The 21,177-nt window shown below is 56.0% G+C and carries 18 protein-coding genes and 1 riboswitch; of the genes, 7 read left to right on the forward strand and 11 right to left on the reverse strand.

The features are described 5' to 3' along the window. Positions 1-22: 22 nt before the first annotated feature. The gene (locus tag BUQ90_RS06830; RefSeq protein WP_074204281.1) at positions 23-412 is read right to left on the reverse strand and encodes an MliC family protein; all 390 of its coding nucleotides are present in this window, start codon (positions 410-412) and stop codon (positions 23-25) included. 148 nt (positions 413-560) lie between these two features. On the opposite strand from BUQ90_RS06830, the gene BUQ90_RS06835 reads away from it, so the two are divergent. From BUQ90_RS06835 to BUQ90_RS06850, 4 genes are all read left to right on the forward strand, one after another. Then, positions 561-1,238, forward strand: coding sequence for a hypothetical protein (locus tag BUQ90_RS06835; RefSeq protein WP_074204282.1), 678 nt, complete (start codon positions 561-563; stop codon positions 1,236-1,238). A 181-nt stretch (positions 1,239-1,419) separates the two neighbouring features. Beyond that, positions 1,420-2,772, forward strand: a complete 1,353-nt coding sequence (locus BUQ90_RS06840) for a hypothetical protein (RefSeq protein WP_074204283.1) — start codon at positions 1,420-1,422, stop codon at positions 2,770-2,772. Between the two features lie 39 nt (positions 2,773-2,811). Further along, positions 2,812-3,171 carry a hypothetical protein gene (locus tag BUQ90_RS06845; protein ID WP_074204284.1) on the forward strand — a complete coding sequence of 120 codons (360 nt, stop codon included), beginning with the start codon at positions 2,812-2,814 and terminating at the stop codon, positions 3,169-3,171. Then, complete coding sequence (locus BUQ90_RS06850; protein WP_074204285.1) at positions 3,168-3,980, forward strand: DUF1036 domain-containing protein; 813 nt, start codon at positions 3,168-3,170, stop codon at positions 3,978-3,980. Before BUQ90_RS06845 ends, BUQ90_RS06850 begins: the two co-directional genes overlap by 4 nt. 59 nt (positions 3,981-4,039) lie before the next feature. Here BUQ90_RS06850 and BUQ90_RS17540 read toward each other — a convergent pair whose 3' ends face one another. Continuing rightward, entirely contained in the window at positions 4,040-4,723 is a 684-nt protein-coding gene (locus BUQ90_RS17540) for a response regulator (RefSeq protein WP_143182742.1), read from the reverse strand. Here BUQ90_RS17540 and BUQ90_RS06860 point away from each other — a divergent pair. The 3 genes from BUQ90_RS06860 (at position 4,663) to BUQ90_RS17545 (ending at position 8,949) form a co-directional block, all read left to right on the forward strand. Then, positions 4,663-6,696 carry a sensor histidine kinase gene (locus tag BUQ90_RS06860; RefSeq protein WP_074204287.1) on the forward strand — a complete coding sequence of 678 codons (2,034 nt, stop codon included), beginning with the start codon at positions 4,663-4,665 and terminating at the stop codon, positions 6,694-6,696. The two genes, BUQ90_RS17540 and BUQ90_RS06860, sit on opposite strands and share 61 nt — an antisense overlap. A gap of 165 nt (positions 6,697-6,861) precedes the next feature. Then, the gene (locus tag BUQ90_RS06865) at positions 6,862-7,881 is read left to right on the forward strand and encodes a hypothetical protein (RefSeq protein WP_143182743.1); all 1,020 of its coding nucleotides are present in this window, start codon (positions 6,862-6,864) and stop codon (positions 7,879-7,881) included. A gap of 33 nt (positions 7,882-7,914) precedes the next feature. Then, positions 7,915-8,949, forward strand: coding sequence for a hypothetical protein (locus tag BUQ90_RS17545; RefSeq protein ID WP_143182744.1), 1,035 nt, complete (start codon positions 7,915-7,917; stop codon positions 8,947-8,949). 110 nt (positions 8,950-9,059) lie between these two features. Here the strand turns inward: BUQ90_RS17545 and BUQ90_RS06875 are convergent, their stop codons facing one another. The 9 genes from BUQ90_RS06875 to cobU form a co-directional block, all read right to left on the reverse strand. Beyond that, a complete protein-coding gene (locus BUQ90_RS06875; protein ID WP_143182745.1) occupies positions 9,060-9,479 on the reverse strand; it encodes a hypothetical protein in 420 nt (139 codons plus the stop codon). Between the two features lie 174 nt (positions 9,480-9,653). Next, positions 9,654-10,823, reverse strand: a complete 1,170-nt coding sequence (locus tag BUQ90_RS06880) for a GspE/PulE family protein (RefSeq protein WP_074204291.1) — start codon at positions 10,821-10,823, stop codon at positions 9,654-9,656. A gap of 211 nt (positions 10,824-11,034) precedes the next feature. Then, a complete protein-coding gene (locus BUQ90_RS06885) occupies positions 11,035-13,746 on the reverse strand; it encodes a TonB-dependent receptor domain-containing protein (RefSeq protein WP_074204292.1) in 2,712 nt (903 codons plus the stop codon). Positions 13,747-13,820: 74 nt separating this feature from the next. Next, positions 13,821-15,347 (reverse strand): hypothetical protein, encoded by a 1,527-nt coding sequence (locus BUQ90_RS06890; protein ID WP_074204293.1) that lies wholly within the window; start codon positions 15,345-15,347, stop codon positions 13,821-13,823. A 290-nt stretch (positions 15,348-15,637) separates the two neighbouring features. Further along, positions 15,638-16,021, reverse strand: a complete 384-nt coding sequence (locus tag BUQ90_RS06895) for a hypothetical protein (RefSeq protein ID WP_084192533.1) — start codon at positions 16,019-16,021, stop codon at positions 15,638-15,640. Positions 16,022-16,207: 186 nt separating this feature from the next. Next, a complete protein-coding gene (locus BUQ90_RS06900) occupies positions 16,208-17,314 on the reverse strand; it encodes a CobW family GTP-binding protein (RefSeq protein ID WP_074204294.1) in 1,107 nt (368 codons plus the stop codon). Between the two features lie 75 nt (positions 17,315-17,389). Then, complete coding sequence (locus BUQ90_RS06905) at positions 17,390-19,534, reverse strand: TonB-dependent receptor domain-containing protein (RefSeq protein WP_074204295.1); 2,145 nt, start codon at positions 19,532-19,534, stop codon at positions 17,390-17,392. A 226-nt stretch (positions 19,535-19,760) separates the two neighbouring features. Continuing rightward, a complete protein-coding gene (locus tag BUQ90_RS06910) occupies positions 19,761-20,183 on the reverse strand; it encodes a GNAT family N-acetyltransferase (protein ID WP_074204296.1) in 423 nt (140 codons plus the stop codon). Between the two features lie 202 nt (positions 20,184-20,385). After that, complete coding sequence (cobU, locus tag BUQ90_RS06915) at positions 20,386-20,931, reverse strand: bifunctional adenosylcobinamide kinase/adenosylcobinamide-phosphate guanylyltransferase (protein ID WP_074204297.1); 546 nt, start codon at positions 20,929-20,931, stop codon at positions 20,386-20,388. A gap of 31 nt (positions 20,932-20,962) precedes the next feature. Beyond that, positions 20,963-21,161, forward strand: a riboswitch (cobalamin riboswitch). Positions 21,162-21,177 lie beyond the last annotated feature (16 nt).

Here is a 21,177-nt window from a genome sequence, read left to right on the forward strand (position 1 = left end):
GCTGGCCAATCCAGGGAGTTCTTCACGGAGAAACCTTGCAGTTCTGGAAGCGCGTATCGTCCGAATGAGCGGTTTCTTTTGATGAAAATTCTGCAGAGTCACCTTTGATATGGAAACTGGCCAGGTCGGACGCATAGCGCACGCCGCTTCCGCTTTGCGACAGAGGTAACAGCAACGTCCGGCTTTTTTCAGGACTTCGATCGGAAGGCAATGTGACGGAAATCAACTCGTTGGAGTCAATGGACATCCATGAGACCTTCAGGCGATAGTTGGAGTCACACATAAATATGGTTGGCAGCTGGTCCGAGCGGAATATCAGAGCCGGACCATCTTCCGGTTGTGCAAATATGGGGGTGGCGAAACTGGCGAGAGTCAGGGCCGAACCTGCGATAATCAGCTTGCAAAAGGGCATAAGACAACTCCTTCTCTGGGGACGAGCGCCCGCAATAGTGTTCCAACTCTATCCGAATGCCGCTTGCCCAAGAATGGTGTGATTGCACTATTCCAGCCCGTTTCCGCGGGTTCTAGAACGAGCGGCACCCCATTTCAGGAGAACTGCCATGCGCCCACATAACCTGCTTTTACTTGCTGCCACGAGTCTGACCCTCTCCGCTTGTCTCGGAGGCAGTGGGCCGGTTCAAAGCAATATCTCGCAATTCCATTCCCTCGAATCTGTTCCGGCAACGGCCACCTTTTCCGTGGTGTCCTGGCGGCCGGAACTGGACCGGTCGCTTGAGTTTCGCAGCTATGCCCGGCGCCTGACAACGATCATGCGAGAGGCCGGCTTGCGGGTCGTGGCACCGGGGCAGCCTGCGGACTATATTGCCTATCTGGACTATGGCATCGATGATGGTCGCCCGGTCACCTATACCTACAACGTGCCGCAATGGGGCATGACATACAATGCCCAGACAACCTCAACCGTTGTGGACGAAACCAGGCCGGGACAGCAGGTGATCAACAGCACCGTGCGCGGTACGGATCCGACTTACGGAATCACCGGATATACGCAGGAGGTGCGGAACAGGACCGTCTATTCGCGGTTTGTCCATGTCGATATTCTGCCCAAAAATGCGACCGCCAAAACCAGTCCGGTATATGAGTTGCGTCTGAAGAGCAGCGGATCCTGTGGCAGCATTCCGTCCCTGATGCCGCGTTTCATGCAGGCCATCGAGAAGCGGTTTGACCGCAAGTCCGGATATTCGGGCAAGGTGAAAACCGGCGGCGTGGATTGCTAGAAACCTGTCTGATGAAATTGCGGCAGGCACTGGTTATAACCACTTGAATAATTACAGTATTATTCCGGACCAATGAACTCCAGATGAACGACCGTCTGCGGAAAATAGTGTGATTCCACTATGGGCTTCCAGCCGGATTTTCCAGATGATTGTTCTATCGCCAGACACGGGGAGAATGAACATGAGCAAGATCAGAAAATATTCCGGATTGCCGCTGTCAGCATTAGCACTGGCGGTCACAACCATTGCCGGAGCCTCACCGGCCCTGGCGCAGGCAGACCAATTTAACGCGTTATTCGACAAGAAGAGCAGCGAAACGCGCGAGCTGGAACGGCGCGGCGATCAGGCGCGCGACCAGAGACGCAACAACCGGCAAGCCGCCAACCCGGATTTCAATGGCCGCGAATATCGCCAGCATGTTGGAGATCTGGCAGCGAACAGTGATCTGCAGGAGCTCGAGCAGCGCGGCTATGACGCGCGTCGGGGACGGCCCGGACATCAGATTGAGGATGTGAACGATCTTACGCCGACCGAGCGACAGCAGCTGGACCGTCGGGGTCGCGATGCGCAAGTCGCACATGGTGCACGACAGGGGTATCAAAATAACGGGCATCCTTCTGCGCAACGCAATACGAACCGCCACCAGCGCGGTCAGGCACGCACACCGCGCGGGACAGACTTCCGTGGCCCGGCTTATCGCAAACATGCTGGCCGACTGGCGGGGACCGGGAATCTGGAGCAGCTCGAGCAGCGCGGCTATGACGCGCGACGTGCCCGGCCGGGACACCAGTTTCGCGACGAATATGATTATACGCCAAATGAACGGCGTCAGTTGCAACGACAGGGCCGCCAGGCGCAGATCACCCATGGACAACGACAGGGGTATCGGCCGACAGCGGCGGGAACAACCGCTGGCACCAGGCAGTATCAGCGGCAGGCGCGGTACGGGAACAATGGCTATCCGGGTGCAGGAAGAGCTCCGGTCCGCGGGCAGGGTGCGCGGAACATGAGCAGGACCAGCCGGATAAAATCCACTGCAAGGACTGGCTTCGCAGCGACATCTGTTTCGAACAGGGTATCGGCCGTCGATATGGGCACCGAGGCCTTTGGCGGGCACAGCACCGGCATCGGCGAATATGGTGTCGACATGACCTTCGGCCAGGCGCAAACCTTTGCCAATGGCGGTGACCCGGTCATTGCTGCTGGCCGCGCCACAGAGCGGTTCGGGCACAATCTTTATGGTGCAGCGCGCGGTGTTGGTGACTCCATTCGTGATCCGCGGCGGATTCCAGGCAATGTCAATCGAGCGGTGACTGGCGCGGCGCGCGCGGGCGTGGGTGCGGTGCAGTATGTCGGCGAAAAGACCGTCAAGACAACCCGGGATGGGGCCCGGTTCATGACCGATCCCAACTATGCTGCCAAGCAGGTCAATTACGGGGCGAAACGGGTTGGGAAGACGGTAAGTAATATCGGCAAGTCCACCTGCAAGGGATTTTCCACGCTCTTCGGCCTCAGCAAACGGAAGTGCAAATAGGGGCGCCAAGCCCAACCGCTCTGTCGAAGGAGAACGAACATGACCGGTATGATGAAAACACTGTCCGCAGCCACTCTTTTGATCGCCCCGATGATGGCATCCTTCTGGAGCGCACCGGTGCAGGCGAGCGGCACCACACCCCAGTACCGCGACTATTGCGAGGCCAAATACCGGAAGGGCGCCCTCAAAGGGGTCAAGCCGCGGTGGAGTTACGGCTATAACAGCCGCACAAAGCGGATGGAATGCCGGGAAGCGGACTCCATGGGCTTCAATACCTCGGTCAAAGGCCGGACATTCTGGATCAACCTGAATGACCTCTGCCATTTCACGACCGGGCGGGCGGACTTCCACTGGCACGGAGAAGGCCGCGTTGCCTGCGGCAGGAATGACCACAGATGATTGTTTCGCTACTTCGCCAAACCGCCCTGGGCGCGTTGAGTTTTTCGGTCTGCCTTGCTCTGTCGGGGATACTGCTTCCGCAACCGGCACAGGCCGGCGGATCATCGATCAATCTGTCGACATTCTGCGACGGCAAATACCGGACCGGTCTGCTGCGCGGCCTGAAGACCAAAATTCGCGCCAAATGGGACCCCAAACGCAAGAAATGGGGCTGCCACATCCCCCAGAGCGTCGGATTTAACATCATCACTCCGGCCCATTTCAAACCCCTGGGTTATGCCGAGGCCTGTCGCAAGTTTCGGGGAACATCCCGTTACCATTTGCATGGCCGGACAGTGCACTGTGGTCAGGATACAGCCCGGCGCAATCCACCGCCTCGCGAGCCGGCACCACCGCCGCCATCGGCGGGTTATGGGAGAGGTGAAGCCCAGTACACTGCCCTCAGCATGTGCAACCGGTCGCGTACGGATACCATCTACGCGGCCTGGGTGTGGCACGACTGGGGCGAGAACCGGCGACGCAAGAACTGGCGGGCACAGGGCTGGGTCCGCTTGCCACGCGGTCGCTGCGAACGGATCGAGTTTCCGCATTATCGCAATGGCGATCCCTATGAGGATACGGTTTACCTGCATGCCACATCCGAGCGGGTGAGCTGGGGCAAAGGGGATTATGCTTTCTGCATGCACCCGTCGGACTTTGATCATCTGGATGCCGACAGAATGGCGTGCAAAGGGCAGGATCAGTGGCTGGCGGAGACGTTTGAATTCCAGCTGAATCCGGGCGCCGAGAATACGTTCAATTTCAACTAGCCGCTGTTGTCGGCACTTGTCCGCGCGGCAAATGAGATGGGTCTGTTCATGAAAGGCAATCAGGTCTGTTTCGCGCTGTCCAGCAGCCCTTCCCGCAAAGCCAGCGCCAGCAGTTCAGCCACGGAATGGGCTCCCAGTTTGCGCATGATATTGGACCGGTGGTTGTCGACCGTATTTGCGCTGATACCCAGTCGCCTGGCAATAGTCGCGTTGGTTTCACCGCGCGCAATGGCGAAAAGAATCTGGGCCTCCCTCTGGGTCAGTTTTTCCTGCCCTTTTTCTTCGTCCAGTAATTCAGCAACTTCGGGAGGCAGCCGCCGATTGCCTTCGCAAACCAGTTTGAGCTCATGGGCCAGATCTCTGGAATTTGACGTCTTGAGGAATATTCCGTCCACACCGTTTTCCCAGGCCTGGGCGAGCAGTTTTCGTGATGTCAGGCCGGTGAGAATGGCAATGCGCGTTTCCGGACACCATCGCCGCACTTCTTCCAGAATTTCAATCCCCGTCACGTCGGGCATGGAGATATCCAGGAGAATGATATCGGGGACAAGTTGCTTCGCCTTCTCCAGACCCGCTCCACCGTCAGCGCATTCGGCGACCACGTCAAAGCTGCCGTGATTTTCGAGAAGCATCTTGATTCCCTGACGGACCACGTCATGGTCATCAACGAGGATGATTGAATATGCTGTCTGCCCCATGTCCCATCCCTGATCCGCATCGCTGGCAAGCTGTTTCGACCGCATTCAAGATCGTCGCCGTCTGCATTCTTTTCATCTTTGCCGGGGAAAAACCAGCATTTGCTGCAAATAGTGGGACCGCATCCGATATCATCGAACTCCGTCAAGATGATCCAAGCCGGAATATATCTCAAAATATCAGTTATTTGCTTGATCCCCAACAGCAATTGACACTGTCGCAGCTGCAGCAGGATCCGGAAGCCTTTGATTTCCGGAAGGTCACAAAATCAGAGCCCAATTTCGGATTCCAGAAAGGGGCAATCTGGTTGCGGCTAAAGCTGCACAACCCCGGCAACGAGGAATTGTCCCGTATTTTCGCAATTGAAACAAATTTTGTCAGCGAGATAGAAGTCTTCCAGGAGATCGGCGGTTCAACCCGGAGCCTGATGAAGCAAAATACGGAGATGCCCTTTCGCACGCGTCCCGTTGATTATCATCAATTGGCCGTGCCTTTCTCGATTGAGGCGGGTCAACAGACCGTGTTGTGGGTGCGATACCGGACAAGCGGTCTGACGGCATTGCCGATGTCGATCGAAACACTGAACAGTTTCAACTCCCGTTCGAACCGGGAAATGGCTCTGAATTTCGCGTTTTACGGCATTATCGGCATGTTTCTGATCGCCAGCATAGCCGCGGCGATTTTCGCGCCGGCACGCATATTCATCTACTATTTCTTCTACGCTGCGGCCGTCCTGATTTATATTTTCCATCGTGACGGATATGCGTTTCAGTTCCTGTGGCCGGACTGGCCGCGATGGAATGCCTATGCTTCCTTGCCGCTGGCGGCGGCGCTAACGGCCTTTGCCTCCCAGTTCACGCGCAGTTACCTGAACACCCGGGATGACTATCCTGTCTATGACCGGATCCTGCTGGGAATCATTCTGCTGCAAGTGCTGATGGTTTTGGCAACGGTTGTTGTCGACAGTGAACTGATCAAGCAACTTATGACAATCAGCATTACCCTCTGTGCGATGCTGTTTCTGACAGCAGGACTTTCTGCATTGCGAACGAAGGGTCGCCGGGTGCTCTTTTTTGTGATCGGCTGGTCGGGCATCGTCGTGGCATCTCTGACAACGTTCACGGCGCACTGGCTTGATATCGAGGTTACGCGGTCGGCGACCCTCGATACGATGCGGACATCAATGATCTTTGATGCCTTCATGATGGGCGTGGCCTGCGTCAGTGTCGTGTCGGAATTGCGCAAGGAACGGGAACAGCTGATGGCGCAGAGGGCCGCGTCGGCCGAACGCAATTTCGAGCTGGCCGGAAGACTGGCCGGGCTGGAACAGAAATATGAACTGGCGCAGGCCATGGTCGAAAATTCCAACCGGATGGTCGCCAATACCACGCATGACCTCCGACAGCCGCTCCATTCCTTAAGATCAGTGATCCACAATCTGTCAGACAGGACGAAAACCGACAAAAGCGAAATCGATCATATCGAACAGTCGCTCCAGTATATGGAGTCGCTTGTCGAAGAGAATTTAAACCAGGCCAGCGAGGATCGTCGGCAAATCCCGGAAACTCCGGACCGCCAGATGAGTGCGTCCCATATCCTGCAGGCGATAGCCACGATTTTTGCCCAGGAGGCGGAAGCGGCGGGCATCAGACTGAAAGTCGTGCCGTCTTCCGCGCAAATGACCGCCAATTCCGTCGCGGTGTTACGTATACTCAGCAACCTTGTAGCCAACGCCATTGCCTATGCCCCGGGCGCACGCATTCTTGTCGGCATTCGGCGCCGGAACAGGCATCTGGTGTTCGAAGTTCATGACACCGGACCGGGGATGACAGCCGAGCAGTTGAAAGCTGCGAAACAACGGAGCCAGCGAGGTAATCAAATGGCCGATGGCAATCCCGATGGCAAGGGCCTGGGCCTGTCGATTGTGGACGATCTGACAGAACAGATTGGCAGCGTGTGGAAACTGAGCAGTGTTCCCGGAAAAGGTACTGTCGCGCAATTGTTTCTGGATCCCTGGTGACAGGCCTGCACCAGGTCGCTCGCGCTGTTGAGTGGTAACGTTACCGTCAGACTGGCCTCCGACACGCGGAAAAATCATAATCTGCCAGCAGCAGATTATAGTGTGTTCACACCATAGGGAGAGGATGCCCGGAGGTATAGGATGGCACCAGCGAGGAGGTGCGACATGCCTGTTTTTACCGGAAAACCAACCATGGGCTGGATCAGTGGTATGGCCAGCCTTTTTGCCGCAATACCGGTCTCGGCCCAAAGTCTTCCGACCACGGAAAACGGCTTTTACATGATACGGACGAATGCGGATGATCTGTCGCGTTACAGAGCCGTCGACAGTATGTGTATCGGAGAAAATCACGACGACCTGATGGCATTCATCAATACCGGAAATGGTACGCTTGATTTTCTTGAATTGAGAGAGGGCGAAAAGGTCGCAGCGACCAGATTGAAACTGAGCGAACCGGATGCCGGAGTCAGCCAGATACGTTACAGTCTCGTCGAGCCGGACAGTGAAGAGGCGGTCTTTGAACTGCATTTCATCAATCCGGGTGCTCTGGGGGATCCTGCCAAAATACCCATGGCAACGCTGTCCAGCGTCCATATCCCGCGGGTGAATGTCACACATCTGGACTGCCTGATGGGCGAGCAAATCCTCTATGCCGGTATCGATCAAAATCACCGGGTAACGGTGATGATGGACGAGGAAGGTACACTGGTTTTCCGGCAGAGCTCAGTGAAACAGGCCTGGGTGGCGCGCAATATCTCCGGCGGGTTCTGGTCCACTGGAAAGCGGGGGGAAATCATCTTCACTTTCTTCGAAGGCAGCACAGTGACAAGCATCAAGGCCGCACCTCACCAGCGGATCGAATATCCGGCATGGCGAACCACCAGCTCTGTCGGGCGCGAATATTCGGCAAGCCCCAAGGGTTTTTTCGTGGCCGATATGGAAAAGCTGGGCAGCAGGTCGAACCGATTGCCCTTTGGTCTTGTCCTGCACTTTGAAAGACTCGAAATCTGCCGTCATCTTGCCGGAGAGGCCAGCGGCAATCCGGATCGCGACAAGCAGGTTGCCGAAAGCCGGGACAAGGCGGGATGCGACGAAGCCAGCGCACAGCATGCGGGATATATTGAGCAGTTTGCAGGCAATGAAGCGGTTTCGAAAATATTGAAAACGCATGGTACTGATTTCTAGGATATGGTCATAAACAAAAGAAGCGAGGGAAAAATGGGCAACAAAAGCTATGTTATAGGGGGGCTCGTTGCTGCCGCTTTTCTCACCATTTTTATTCTTATGCCAACGGCAGCATCGGACAGCAGTGCACATGCGTCGCCTGCCATACCCGCCATGTTACTTCAAACCATTGGAGAGGCCGAGAACCAATGCCGCATTGCTCGGGAAAGTTGCGAAATTGACTCCAACAGTTGCAAAGCAAATGAGCGATATGAAAATCAGCGGACAGATCAATGTCGCGCCAACATCGTGCGGAAATATGAAAACTGCGAGCGCCGCCGACTAAACACATTGGCTCCGCTGAGAGGTCAATACGGCGCGCGCCCAAGCGCAACGCAAGTTCAACAATATCAGCAGCGCGCCGTCATTCAGGCCTGCGGTCGCAGTCCGTCGCGCGGTGAATTGCAGAAATCCTGCCCGGCCCGGGGTGGCGGATGTTACTCACGCGGTTATTGCACACAGCAATATCAGCGTTGTTCATCAAATGCCTTTCTGCAGGACCAGTCAAACAACCAGCGTCAATCACCCGAACCCCTGCGACCCCCACAACAGACAGAAACTTACGTGCCGGCACCCCAAAATAGAAAAGCTCCGCGAAAGCAATCCAAATCCTGGCGCAGCAAATATTCCTACAGAGTCACCAACACCTGCACGTCGCCGGTAAGGGCCGTGTTTGCAAGGACCGGCCGAAACAGGAATTCCGGTATTACGGTATGGGGATGGCATACAATTTCCGCGCGAGCCGACATGATTGTTGAATTGAACAGTTATGACCTGAAAGATTTTTACGCATATGTTGACAATGGCAAGATACAAGGCTGGAAAAAGAAGTCGGATATTTACCTGTCAGATAAACCGGAGTTCCGCTGGTTGTTTCATCCGGGACAAGCACCCAGAGATTTTGACATCAAGAGCGGCAAGCTAAGGAAAATGCCGTTCACCTTTATAGGAAACAGGGAATATATCGACCGGAATACATATCCTAGCGTTCCGGAAATCAAGATAAAAAACTGCAAGAAAAAGAGATAGGCACATGCCCGGACATGTTCGCTTTTGACCGGAGTGTCGCCATCAGGCGGAAGACACCATCTGCAGGACTTGCTCCCGTGCTGCCCATGATGCTGTAGCCCGGACAGAAATTAGATCGGCCATTTGCGATGGCGTACAAGCCAGAATGCCGCGCCCGCTGCAGCCCCAACTGGTCCGAGAGTGACGAAATCATCCAGAGCACGCATCAGCGTAAACTGGCTGCCACGGAACAGGACGGGAATACCGGCCGCTGCTCCCGCCAGCAGGAAAAACCAGAGCCCGGTAATCTTGCCAAACTCTGATATCAGAATGGTAAGCAGGGCAACCGGGGCTGCCAGTATCCCGGCCATAGCGGCGTAAACCGGCAAATAGCCGGCCTGGTTCGCCATATCCTCAGACCAGGTAACGCCTTCCATCAGCGGTTGCCCAATGGTCATAAGGCTGCCGATCAAAAATATTCCCAGCGCAGCCGCGAAGCAGGCGGCGGCATAGGCCAGAGCAATACGAACAAGTATTTTTACGCTGGTCATGATGGCGGCCACAGCGGACTCCTCTGTTCAGTGGATTTGCAACACTATAGTACCGACCTGAACGGCGACGTATGGTGTAAAGACACTATTATTGGCCGGAAAGAATCGGTCGCTGTCGGTACAATGCGGGGCGCCGGAATTCGGAGCAAGGCTGTGGCGGGAATTCGGTGACGATCAGTCGGCCGGTCTGGATATTCGGATCGCTTCTTCGGCTGTCGTCAATCCATGGCGAACGTGCGCTCTGGCCGCAGAGGAGAGGTTCGGCTGGTGAAGGAAGGCATGGGCGGAAATCCGGGCTTCATCGGCGCCGTCGTTGATGAGTCTGCGGACCGTATCATCGACCCGTATCACCTCAAATACACCTGTTGAACCCTGGAAGCCGGTTTGGTTGCACTCTCTGCAACCGGTTTCGGTAAAGACCACCGTGCCGTTGTCGAATCCCAGCAGCGAAGCCATGGATCCGTTCGCCTGAACGGGTTTGCGGCAAGATTCACATAGATGGCGCACTTCACGCCGCGCGACGATAGCGCGTAATGACGAGGCCAGAAGGAAGGGATCGGTATTCAGGTTCCGCATTCGGGAAATGGCACCCACCGCATTCTTTGCAGGCACGGCCGCAACGATCAGCCGCCCTTCCAGCGCGGCCCGCACGGCAATATCCGCAGTGCAAGGATCAGGGATTTCCTCCAGCATCACAACGTCAGGATCCTGTCGCAAGACAGCCTTCAAACCTGTTGAAAATTCGGGGTCGTTCTGCTGGCAGGTGTCAAATTGCACGATATCATCAAGCCAGGTGACCGGCGAATTCTCGACAGTACATATGTTCAGATTCTGTCGCCCAAGCTGCTGAACAAGTGCATATGCAGCTGTCATTCTGTCGGAGACATCCGGGCCGGCAGCAAGGATGATGCCTTCCGGTTCCGCCAGCGCGCCCCCGAGTATGTCGCGAGCAGATTCCGTCAGCCCAGGCATGTCGGGACGCAGATCCGGACTGCCGGCACTCTGAATCTGCAAGACGATCCGTTCTTTTGCCTGGTAGCGCAGTGCGGAAACTTCGATATCCTCCTGGAAAGGACTTCTATCCGCATCGATCCGCCCAACCTCGCTTTGATCATGTTCCAGGGCCTTGATACTGGCCATGTCCTTGATTTGCCGGATGACATTTACACCAATTGCAGAAGGTAATTTCCCGAATTCCGCCAGTTTGTCACCACGCCGAAACTGAACGACCAGAAATGACTCAGAAAGTTCGAGATGAATGTTGGTCACATGCTGCCGGATTGCGGACCGGATCATCCTGTCAAGAATGCCGGTTTCATCACCATCATCCGTCTCGACGGTCATTCGGAACCGTCTCCGGACGATTGCTGATTGCTACAAATTACCCCAGGAGTGAAAGGATTGGGGCTTGCGAAAGCCTGCTGACCATGTCCGATGGTTTCCATTCCAATCCCCTGAACCGACCTGTCAGTAAATAAGGCCTTTTGTTGACGATCCGGCGACATGGCGATGACAGATAAATGACACGAAACTGCCAGTGGCAAGGGATGACGGGTCAGAAATTCAAGCCAATGCTCAAGGAAAAACGCGTGCCAACATCATAGGCGTTGTTGAGAATTGTGGAGGCATTCAGCGTCTGGGATTCCCTGTAATCCTCGCCCAGAATGTTCCGCACTTCGAACTTCACCTCAAAATCCTGGCCTGCGATATCCAGCTCCTCGCGCATGACGAAATCGAGTTGCCATCCGGTTCTTTCGACAAGGTCCGGCTGATCCTGTGGCCCGCGAGCCGTTACGCGCGGGCTGTTATATGTCAGCAGGATCGTCTGCTGGGACAGCGGTCCGTCCTCCCGTTCCATGCCGAATTGCAGGTTGGCAACATGCCTGGACTGGCCGGTCAATCGATCCCCGTCGGTGAAGAAGCTGGTTGCCGCTCCGGGAAGAAGCGTGATCGGGCTGATCGCCGTGTCGGCCGCGCCAACGGAGATTTCCGACTCCGTGAAGGTATAGTTGGCAGCCAGAAGCAGGCGGCGATCGTCAAAAAATGACCCACCCAGATCTTGGAGCGGGAAATATTTCACCACTTCGGCTTCCACGCCATAGAGCTGCGCCGACGGGGCGTTGGAAAAGCCCTGGAAGAAAGCGCCACCGCCCTGGACGAAGGCCACGGACTCGATCGGATTGTCGATATCCTTGTAAAATCCGGCAATTGTGATTCGTTCGCCGCGTCCGATATAATATTCGAAACGGGCCTCTGCATTGATCAGTTCGCTGTCGTCCAGCAACGGATTGCCGATAAACGTCCGGTTGGTCTCGACATCGAGAAATTGCTGCGGGGCCAGTTCGCGAAATTGCGGCCGGGCGATGGTTCGCGAAGCGGCGATACGGAATTGCATGTCATCTGCGAAATTCCAGGTCAGCGTGGCTGCAGGCAGGAAATAGTCGTTGGCGAGACTGGTTGGGACACCGCCCCCGGTCGTTCCGGTGAGCAATATGGGAGACACCGTCTGGCTGGCGTCTTCGTACCGGATACCAAGGTTGAGCCTGACGCCATCAGTCAGTTCCGCATCTACCGAGCCATACCCGGCATGGACTTCCAGTTCCGCAGTATAGGCTGGCACGGTCGTCTGGGACGCGGTCTCCTGCAATTCAATCTGCTGCGTGAAGATGTTGAAATCCGACAGCAGAAAATCGATCCGCTGTTGCTCCAGTGGGCTTGCAAGACCGTTGGTTGGCAGAAAACGGAAGTCCCGCCGGGATGCGTTGCGGTCGTTCAGATAATAATTGTAGCCGAACAGGAAGTTTGCCGGAATTCCGATATCTGTTTCATATCCCAAATCCACTCCCGCGCCATAAACGTCATCATTCAGATCGCTGAACCGGATCCGCGCGGACTGGCCCGGAGAAGTCAGGTCATTTACAAAATCATTGGCGACCTGATCGTCAAAGGCATAGCTGTAGGTTCGCTCATAGGGCGCATCGCGTTTGGAATTGGCATAGCTTGCGCGCAGATCCAGGCTGATCTCGTCAAACCTGAATTCTCCGACAAACTGGGTGGTGAACAATTGACGCTCGAACCAGCTTGTCCGGCTCTGGTTGAGGAGGGTTTCCTCTCCCACGCTGATGGCATCGGTTCCGGCTGCAATCTGGGCGTCCTTGATCGTGTCATGGATATAGAGGTTGGAAAGACGCAGCTTGTGTTCGTCAATCTCGGCCGACAGCGCGAGCAGGCCGTTGACGATGATCCGGTTCTGGGTCTGCAGAAAATTGAAATTGCGGTCGGGCAGCAGGCCGTCCTGTCCGTCAATCTGGACGATCCCCTGGGTTTGCTGCTGAACGCCGCCACGTGTCCGCCAGCTGTTGTCGAAACCCGCCGTCGCGATTATTCCGACAAAGGCATTCCCTACATCGAGCGTGGTGCCGCCGGTGATTTCTGCGGAGAAATTCGCGGGGATGTCATTATTGCGCTGGATGAGAGCGGTTTCGGCATTGGTCAGGCTGGCGGCAAAATTCTGCAGATCGAGCGACGAAAAATTATTGCCTGTTGAAATGGGAACCAGCTGGTCAATCGCATTTTGCAGCCCGGTCGGGATGGAGCGGATCCCGCCGCTGTCATATCCGATGATGTCCGTCGGTGACCCGTCATAGGTATAGCCGAGCTCACCCGTTGTTTCACTGTCCCCGCTGATCCCGGCGCTAATCTTCAGGAACGGCTCTTCCGGGGTCGATTTCGTCGTGAGGTTAATCACGCCGCCGCCGAATTCCCCCGGATAATTTACAGAATAGCTTTTCTGGACAACGGTGGACGCGATGACGCTGGTCGGAAAAAGGTCGAGCGGCACAACGCGGCGCAGCGGCTCGGGAGACGGCAGCGGGAGCCCGTTGAGCAGCGCAAGCGAATAACGTTCGCCCAGCCCACGGACAAAAACAAATCGACCACCAACCACGCTGAGTCCGGTCACACGTTGCAGCGATCCGGCGATATCGCCATCGGCTGCGCGGGCGATTTCCTCGGCACCGAGGACCGAAACCACTTCCGGAGTGGCGCGGATAGGGTTGGGAATGAACCGGCCGCGGACAATAATATCTCCGCCGAAGTCACCCCCTGGCGCGGAAATGTCGACATCTTCTTCCTCTGAGACTTCCGGTTCCTGTGCCACCTGCTCACCCGCTGTTTCTTCTGCCGGAGTGGTCTGGGCGAGGGCAGCCGGAGCAAACAGGGCAGTGCTCAGAAGCAGGCTGGAGATAAATTGAGTCCGCTTTTTCATCGGAGATATTCCTTATCGAAAATAAAAAAGGGGATGGCGGCACGAAACGCCGCCATCCCAAAAGTCAGGTCCGGTTACCCGATGGTCGGTGCGGTGATGCAGTCATCGGCATAGAGACCACAGGTCCAGCCCTGGAACCGGGTGTCATTGGCATCCTGCACGGCGCCGATGTAGCTGACATCCTCGAAGAAACTGTTGGCACCGCTGGCTGCAAACGGCGTCACGGCCGTTTCGTTTGCTCCATTGATGAATGGCAGCGGGAACACGGCACTGGCGAGTGTCGACGTTCCACCAGTGGTGTTGTTCGTTCCGTTGGTGAACAAGGTCTGGATCGTGGCTACCGTCACATTGCCGTCATCGACAAAATCTGTCGTGCAACTCAGGAAAGTGGACTCGAATACTGGCGGCCCGTTTTCATCCGGCTGAGCACCAGCGGCCTGAACAGTCGCCGTGCCGTCGACATCGAGACAGCTGTTCGTGCCCTGACTGGTCAGGATCGAGTTGTAGAATTCATAATCCCCGCCACCGCGCAGGAGAACCGTGAAATCCCCGCCTCGGGACACGAAGGTCACATTGGCGAGCTGATGTCGCTGACGCGGTTCCGCGTCCTCGTCACCATTGGAGTCCGCTTCCATCACATGGTCGCCGCCGCCCGCGCGCTGAACCGCAAGGATAAACTGGTTGGCACCCTGGTAGCCGGAATCGCTGTCCACCGAGTCATCATCGATGCCGGTCATCACCAGATTCTTGCCGTTAACCCGACCGCCAAACCACTCAACGCCGTCATCCGAACTGTTGTGAACCTGAACATTCTGGAAGAAGGTGCCACTGCCAACGCCAGCAAGAGTAATGCCGTTGAGTTCGTTGCCGGGCGAAACTTCGAAGCCTGGGTAACGAACCTGCAGATAGGAAATCCGTCCGCTGGAATCGGCCGGAAGCGTCCCGCCATAGACAGCGTTGGTTGGGCCTTCGACAATCGCTTCGCAGTCGGTGCGGGTGCCGCCGGGGTTGGATGCCCCGCCGCTGGCGCAATCCGAAATCGGGGCGCGGCCCAATATCACGACGCCACCCCACTGACCGATGCTGTTGATCCCGGCCGTGCCTTCGACATTCTGACGAGAGGTCATGATGATCGGAGCAGAGGCTGTACCTTCTGCGAAAATCTGTGAACCGCGATTGACGAGCAGGAAGTCGCCGCCGGAGGAACCAAAAAGAACAACGCCCGGTTCTATGGTCAGGATACCGGATGCACCACCATCAACGCCAACTTCGACACCGCCGTTCAGCGAGTAGATCCTGCCGGATTCCTGCGGAATGACGAGGTTGCCGGTGATGGTGCCGGAGATCTGACAGTTGCGAACTTCTTCGCCGTTGCCTGTTGTGAGCGTGCCAACATTCGCTGTGCCGGTGGGGCAGTCAGCCGCCGGGCCAGGGTTCGGAGTTGGTGTTGGAGTTGGCGTCGGAGTTGGCGTTGGAGTGGGGGTTGGCAGAATGACCAGGTTGCCTTCACCGGGTGAAGCCACATCATCGGCACCACAGGCGGACACGGCAAGCGCTGCGGCACTTGCGAAAAGGACGGAACGACACTTTTTATTGATCATCAGGGATATCTCCGCAAATCGGGTTTGAAACTGTTGAGTTCAAACGATGCGGAACCGAATCAGCTTATCCCCATCGCCTTCGGACCTGGGCAATAGGCAGGGAAAATGACTCGTTGGTGCGGTTCAGATGACGTTTCAGAGACAAAAATAAGTCATGTATGTTGCTGTTTGTCCGGACATGGCAGAGGAGTCAGGTATTTTGCTGCACTGCAGCAGTTGTAAAATATCGGAGAAACAAAAAACGGCCACAAATGCGGCCGCTCTTGATTCTAATTGTCGCTGTTATCGACTTAGCGAGACGCCACCCGATTGTTCAGATTGCGCAGGGCCAGTCTGGCCGCATCACGCGAATTGATCACCGTCCCATCGGATAGAACAAGATCCAGACTGCGATTGCTGTTGATCGCGGATTGGAACATGACAGCCGCGTCACCCATGCGTCCCGTTCGGGCATAGGCCTGTCCCAGATTGATCAGTCGCGCAGGATCATTTGCCTGGACGTATTTTGCCTGTTCCAGTCGTTCAACGGCCACCTCATTTTTGCCGGCCATCAGGGCATCATAAGCCAGGGCTCCCTTGGCGTAGCCGATTTCACCCTTGTCGGATTCGGCAGACGCAGGTGTCGCTGTCATCATCAACCCTGTTGCAATCCCCAGTATTTTCAAGATTTTCATTGCCTGCTCTCCTATCCGATGACGGATATATTACAGAAATATGACAGTTTTTGCAACAAAACTGTCATATTTGGGAAGCGGCCAAGATGGACAATGCAACTGGATATCCGGTTCATCTCGAAAGTGAACACCGGCATTGGCATGTTTTTCGGGTGTCAGCGCATAGTTTTTGCCGCCCAAGGCTGGCTAGGTTGCACCCAGTCCCATAACTTTCGTACCGGCAAATTTGTTCTGCACAAAAGCCAGCATGTCCCGCAATTCGGTTTCTTCCAGATCGCGAAGAATGAAGACAATGCGGGAGCTGCGATCATCCCCGGGCCAGTTCTCCAGGATTTCCGGCGGATGCCAGATGTGCTGGACACCGTGAATGACGAGGGGCTTGTCGAGTTCGGCGAGATTGATGATGCCCTTGACCCGCAGGACGTTGACACCGTTGAACGTCACCAGCATCTCCAGCCAGCTGTCGAACACCTTGGCCGGCAGGGGCTCGTTTATTGTCAGGCAAACGGATCTGATCCGGTGGTCATGGCGATTAATGTCGTGTTCGTGGCCGTGACCGTGGGTATGATGGCTGGATTCTCCATGGTGGTGATGGTGATCATGCTCCTCATCTTCATAGGCTTCGGCTGCCAGCCAGGATTGTACATCCTCGTGCTTGAGGTCCGGGTTGAAAACAGGGCCATCAAACAGGCCGGCAAGATCTTCTGCCTCACCCGGAAGCAAGTGGAAGGGAGCCGCTGGATTGAGTTTGCGCAGCCGAGTTTCCAAGCGGGTGATGGCTGCGGCATCGGCAAGGTCGGTCTTCGAAATCAGGAGCTGATCCGCAACCGCGACCTGTTTGACCGCCTCGACCTGGGCATCCAGTGTCGCATCGCCATTATACCCGTCAACCAGAGCGATCACGGTCTCCAGCCGGTACAGGGCCTTTAACTTGTCATCCGCCATCACGGTGTGAATGATCGGTGCGGGGTCCGCCAGACCTGTGGTCTCGATCAGCACCCGGTCAAACCAGCGTTCACCGGCACGGGCAAAGCGCCAGGGCGCTTCCCGCAAAGTTTTCTGCAGGTCACCCTTGATCGTACAGCACAGACATCCATTGGCCATTTCAACGATTGTGTCATCTTCATTGCTGTGCGCCACCAGATCATGATCAATCCCGATTGAACCGAACTCGTTGATGATAACCAGCGCCCTCGACATCGGGGGCAACGGCATCATCCGGTTCAACAGGGTGGTTTTCCCCGAACCCAGAAATCCGGTCAGCAGGGTCACCGGGATCCGTTTGTCTGACATCAGCGAAAAATCCTTGAACGGTTTCAGAATCGGCAGAATTCGACATTCTGCCCGATCCGGTTATCGCACCTTACATCAAAAACTGATCCGGGCAGAGAGTTTGATGTTCCGGCCGGACAGCGGCACGAAATCCTTTGTGAAGCTGGCGTGGCGCCGGGCATCCACGTCAAAAATATTGTCGGCAGACAATATGAGGATGTGCTCCGACTCTGCGCCCAATGGTTTCCATGACACCGAAGCATTCACCAGGGTGTGACCATCGGTGGGCAGTTCGAAGTCGGTCGTGCGGTTCTGATCATCGACCCACTCCACTTCAACCCGCCCGCCCAGCGTGCCAGTATTGGCTTCCACGCCACCGAATAGCCGCAGCGGCGGAATGCGTGGCGCAGGACCACTGCCTTCGATCATTGCGCGGACATAGTCGGCGACGGCATCGACAGTGACGGTCAGGTCATCGGACTGTACCACGTCAACCGCCATCTGGGCCTCGAACCCCCAGTATCGCGCATCCGACTGCAGAAACTGGAAAATGGGCAAGCCGTCTGCCTCACCTCCGGTTTCGATTTCATATATGAAATCATCAAACCAGTTGTGATAGGCTGCCAGCTGGAACCGGGCCGGACCGCTCTCTCCGCGCAGATAGGCCTCGAGACCCCAGGCGGTTTCCTTCTCAAAAAACGGATTGCCGATCTCAAAAGCCTGGGTGGCAACATGCGGTCCGTTGGAGAAGAGTTCTTCGGCCGACGGTGCGCGCTCCACGCGGCTGGCGTTGAGGCCAAGGCGAACATCCGGTGTAATGCTGTAATTGGCACCTGCTGCGACAGAGAACGCGTTGAAATTGCGGTCAACGGGAACAATCACGGCTGCGTCTTCCAGGCCGATAGCGACACTGTCGGATCGCACATCGGTTTTTTCATAGCGCGCCGAGAATTCCAGACCGATCTTGTCCCATTCAAGTTCCTGCAGTGTGAACAGGCCATATTGATCGGTGATGTTCGGCGGGACGAAGGCTTCTGCCCCTACGGCAATGAAATCGCGTGTCGACGCCTGCAAACCGGTTACGCCGCGCCAGCCGTCACGATCAGCCTGGATCAGTTCCAGTCGGGCCTCAAAGCCTTCGCTATCGAAAACAGTGCCAACCTCGTCGCCCTCAAATTCAGTATGCTCATAGTTGGAATAGCCGGCCCGGAAGCGGATCGACTGCAGAAAACCGCCGCTCGTGAATATCTCGCCGCGCAAGTCCGCCCGCCATTGCTGCAGATCGATGGAAACGGGTGCTTCCTCCTCCTCGCCCTCTTCCTCGCCTTCCTCACCATGATGATCTTCTGCACCGGGCCGTGCCGGAATCCCGTAGCGGGTGTCATAATAACCAAAGGAAGCACCCAGGCTCCCTCGATCATTGATCAGCGCGAATCCGGCCCCGAAAGTGTAGGTTTCGGTAAAACTGTTTGGCAATACATCACGCAATGCCGCCAGTTCCTGGGCTTCTGCGGCTTCATCCAGATTGCCTTCTTCGAGTTCCTCCGCTGCAACCTCAAGCTGTTCGGCACGCAATGCGGGGGTCAGAACAAAGCCGCCGACCTCAAGGTCACTGGTTTCCCGAAAACTGCCGTCAACATGGACCACAAACTGGTCGCTCAACGCCAGTTCGACGGCGCCGCCGATGCTGGTTTCGTCAAAAGCGGTGGCATAGTTTCCGAGAAGGTCAAAATGATATCCGTTCTCCGGAACCACGCGCGGAATCCGGCGATCAATCGCATTGACGGCACCGCCAATGGCCTGACTGCCAAACAGCAAGGCCGCTGGTCCTCGGAAAACCTCGATCCGGTCAGTAGTCAGCGGATCAATGGTGACCGCGTGATCAGCCGAAGTATTAGAAACGTCCAGCGTTCCAATCCCGTCCGTCAATACCCGGACCCTCTCGCCTTGCAGACCGCGGAGCACCGGGCGCGAGGCCCCGGGACCGAAAGACGTTGCGGATACCCCCGGTTCACCGGTGAGAACGTCTCCGATCTGGGGCTGGACACGGCGGAGAATGTTGTCCCGGGCAATAACGGAAGTTCCGGCAAGTATGTCGAATTCGTCGACATAATCAGCCGTCACGATAATCGTTTCATCATCATCAATCGGGTGATCCAGGCCATCAGCCGAATCTTCAGCGGTCGCAGCTATCGCCGGGGAACTCAGAAATGTCGCCAGCAACAATATGGTCTTTCTCATAGATACAGCCTTTTTACGGGAGAATAAGTGTTATGATATAACGTATCATTTATTCTCCCGTTTCTATGATGCAAGCGTTTTTTTTGGTCCCTCACCAAAAGCGCCTCACCAAGCACGGGATCAGATCTTGATTTTCGAAACCCACGTCCGCTTCAGTTCGCATCGCGGACCCAGGCGGGTATTTTGCTGAGCAAAAGGTACTCGATGGAACAGGGGCACCCGACCTTTACACCAGGATCTTGGCCAGAAAGACTTCCTTGCCGTTTTGGAACCCGGGAAACGCGACTTCCCCGACGATTTCGAACCCGTTGGCCATGTGCCATCGCAACGGCTCTTGTTCGTCTCGTTCACAAGAGGTCATCAACAATCCGGCACCACGGTCTGCCATTGCCTTTTCCCAGGCGCGGTAGAGCAATTTTCCAGCCCCGGAGGTCCGGGACGATGGCAGGACGAAGATCATGTCCATATATGGTATCTTTCCCCAAAAGGAACTCCACCGGATAAATCCGATCTCCAGCCCGTCTTCCTGTAGGATCAGATATTCCTTATGCATGATGCATCGTTCAACCCAGTCTTGGGACACATCGCGATCGTGCGAGAGCAACCAATCCAAATGGTCGGGGCGAGCTATGGAAACACGGCGGGTCATACGTGAGTATCGCAAAGCTGCTGCGGGTGGACAAGGGCAACCAGAGCACTTGTTTCCGTCTGAAGTTCGACATGACCAATGGGCCGTCCAGGACAGTCCAGCGCCGGACAATCGGTTGAACCAGAGGAAAATCCCTGTCGGCTCGATCTGTCCGATGCGGATGAACGGCAGCTGAGGGATTTCATGGAAATATTTGTCTGCCTTACTGGCTCGTCCTGCCCTTCAGCCATAATGGCAGGCCTGCCGTGACCAGCGCGACCTCCCCGGCTTCCCTTGCAAGGCGCTGGTTCATCCATCCGGATTGATCGCGAAACTCTCTGCCCAGCGGGCTCTCCGGGACCACGCCCGATCCCACCTCGTTGGATACCAGAATGACCGGCCCATCGCTTTTCCTCAAGGCCTCGCTCAGATTGTCCAGCTCGAACGCGATGTCTGCTTCGGACAGCATCAGATTACTCAGCCAGATCGTCAGGCAGTCGACGAGCAGCACCGTGCCGGGAGAAGCATTGTCCCGGATCATGTGTGCTATGTTCATCTGCTCTTCAATCGTTTGCCAGTTTGACCCGCGATCTTCCCGATGCCGGTTGATGCGATCAGTCATTTCCGCATCAAAAGCTTCCGCCGTTGCGACATAGAGCATTTGCCCTCCATATTCCTCGGCAAGCTGCTGTCCAAAGCGGCTTTTACCCGAGCGGGTGCCGCCCAGTATCAGCGTGATCTTGCCACTTGTTCGGACTTTGGCGGGCATATTTCCCTTGCTCCACGATTTCAGGAAGACTAGATCACCTCCTGCTACAGGTTCCCGGAGACGGGATCAAAAGGGAATTCGGAAAGAGGGAAACTTCTCAGGCCGGAGCTGCCCCCGCAACTGTATCTGGCGAGCATGCCTGTCAAATCCCACTGGACCCAGGTCCGGGAAGGGGACGGGCGATGTGATGACCCAGGAGCCAGGAGACCTGCCCGTAGCTGTCGTTCTATCATGCGGACGGGGTGT

Origin of the sequence: Parasphingorhabdus marina DSM 22363 (genome assembly GCF_900128895.1) — a bacterium.
Classification (GTDB): domain Bacteria; phylum Pseudomonadota; class Alphaproteobacteria; order Sphingomonadales; family Sphingomonadaceae; genus Parasphingorhabdus; species Parasphingorhabdus marina.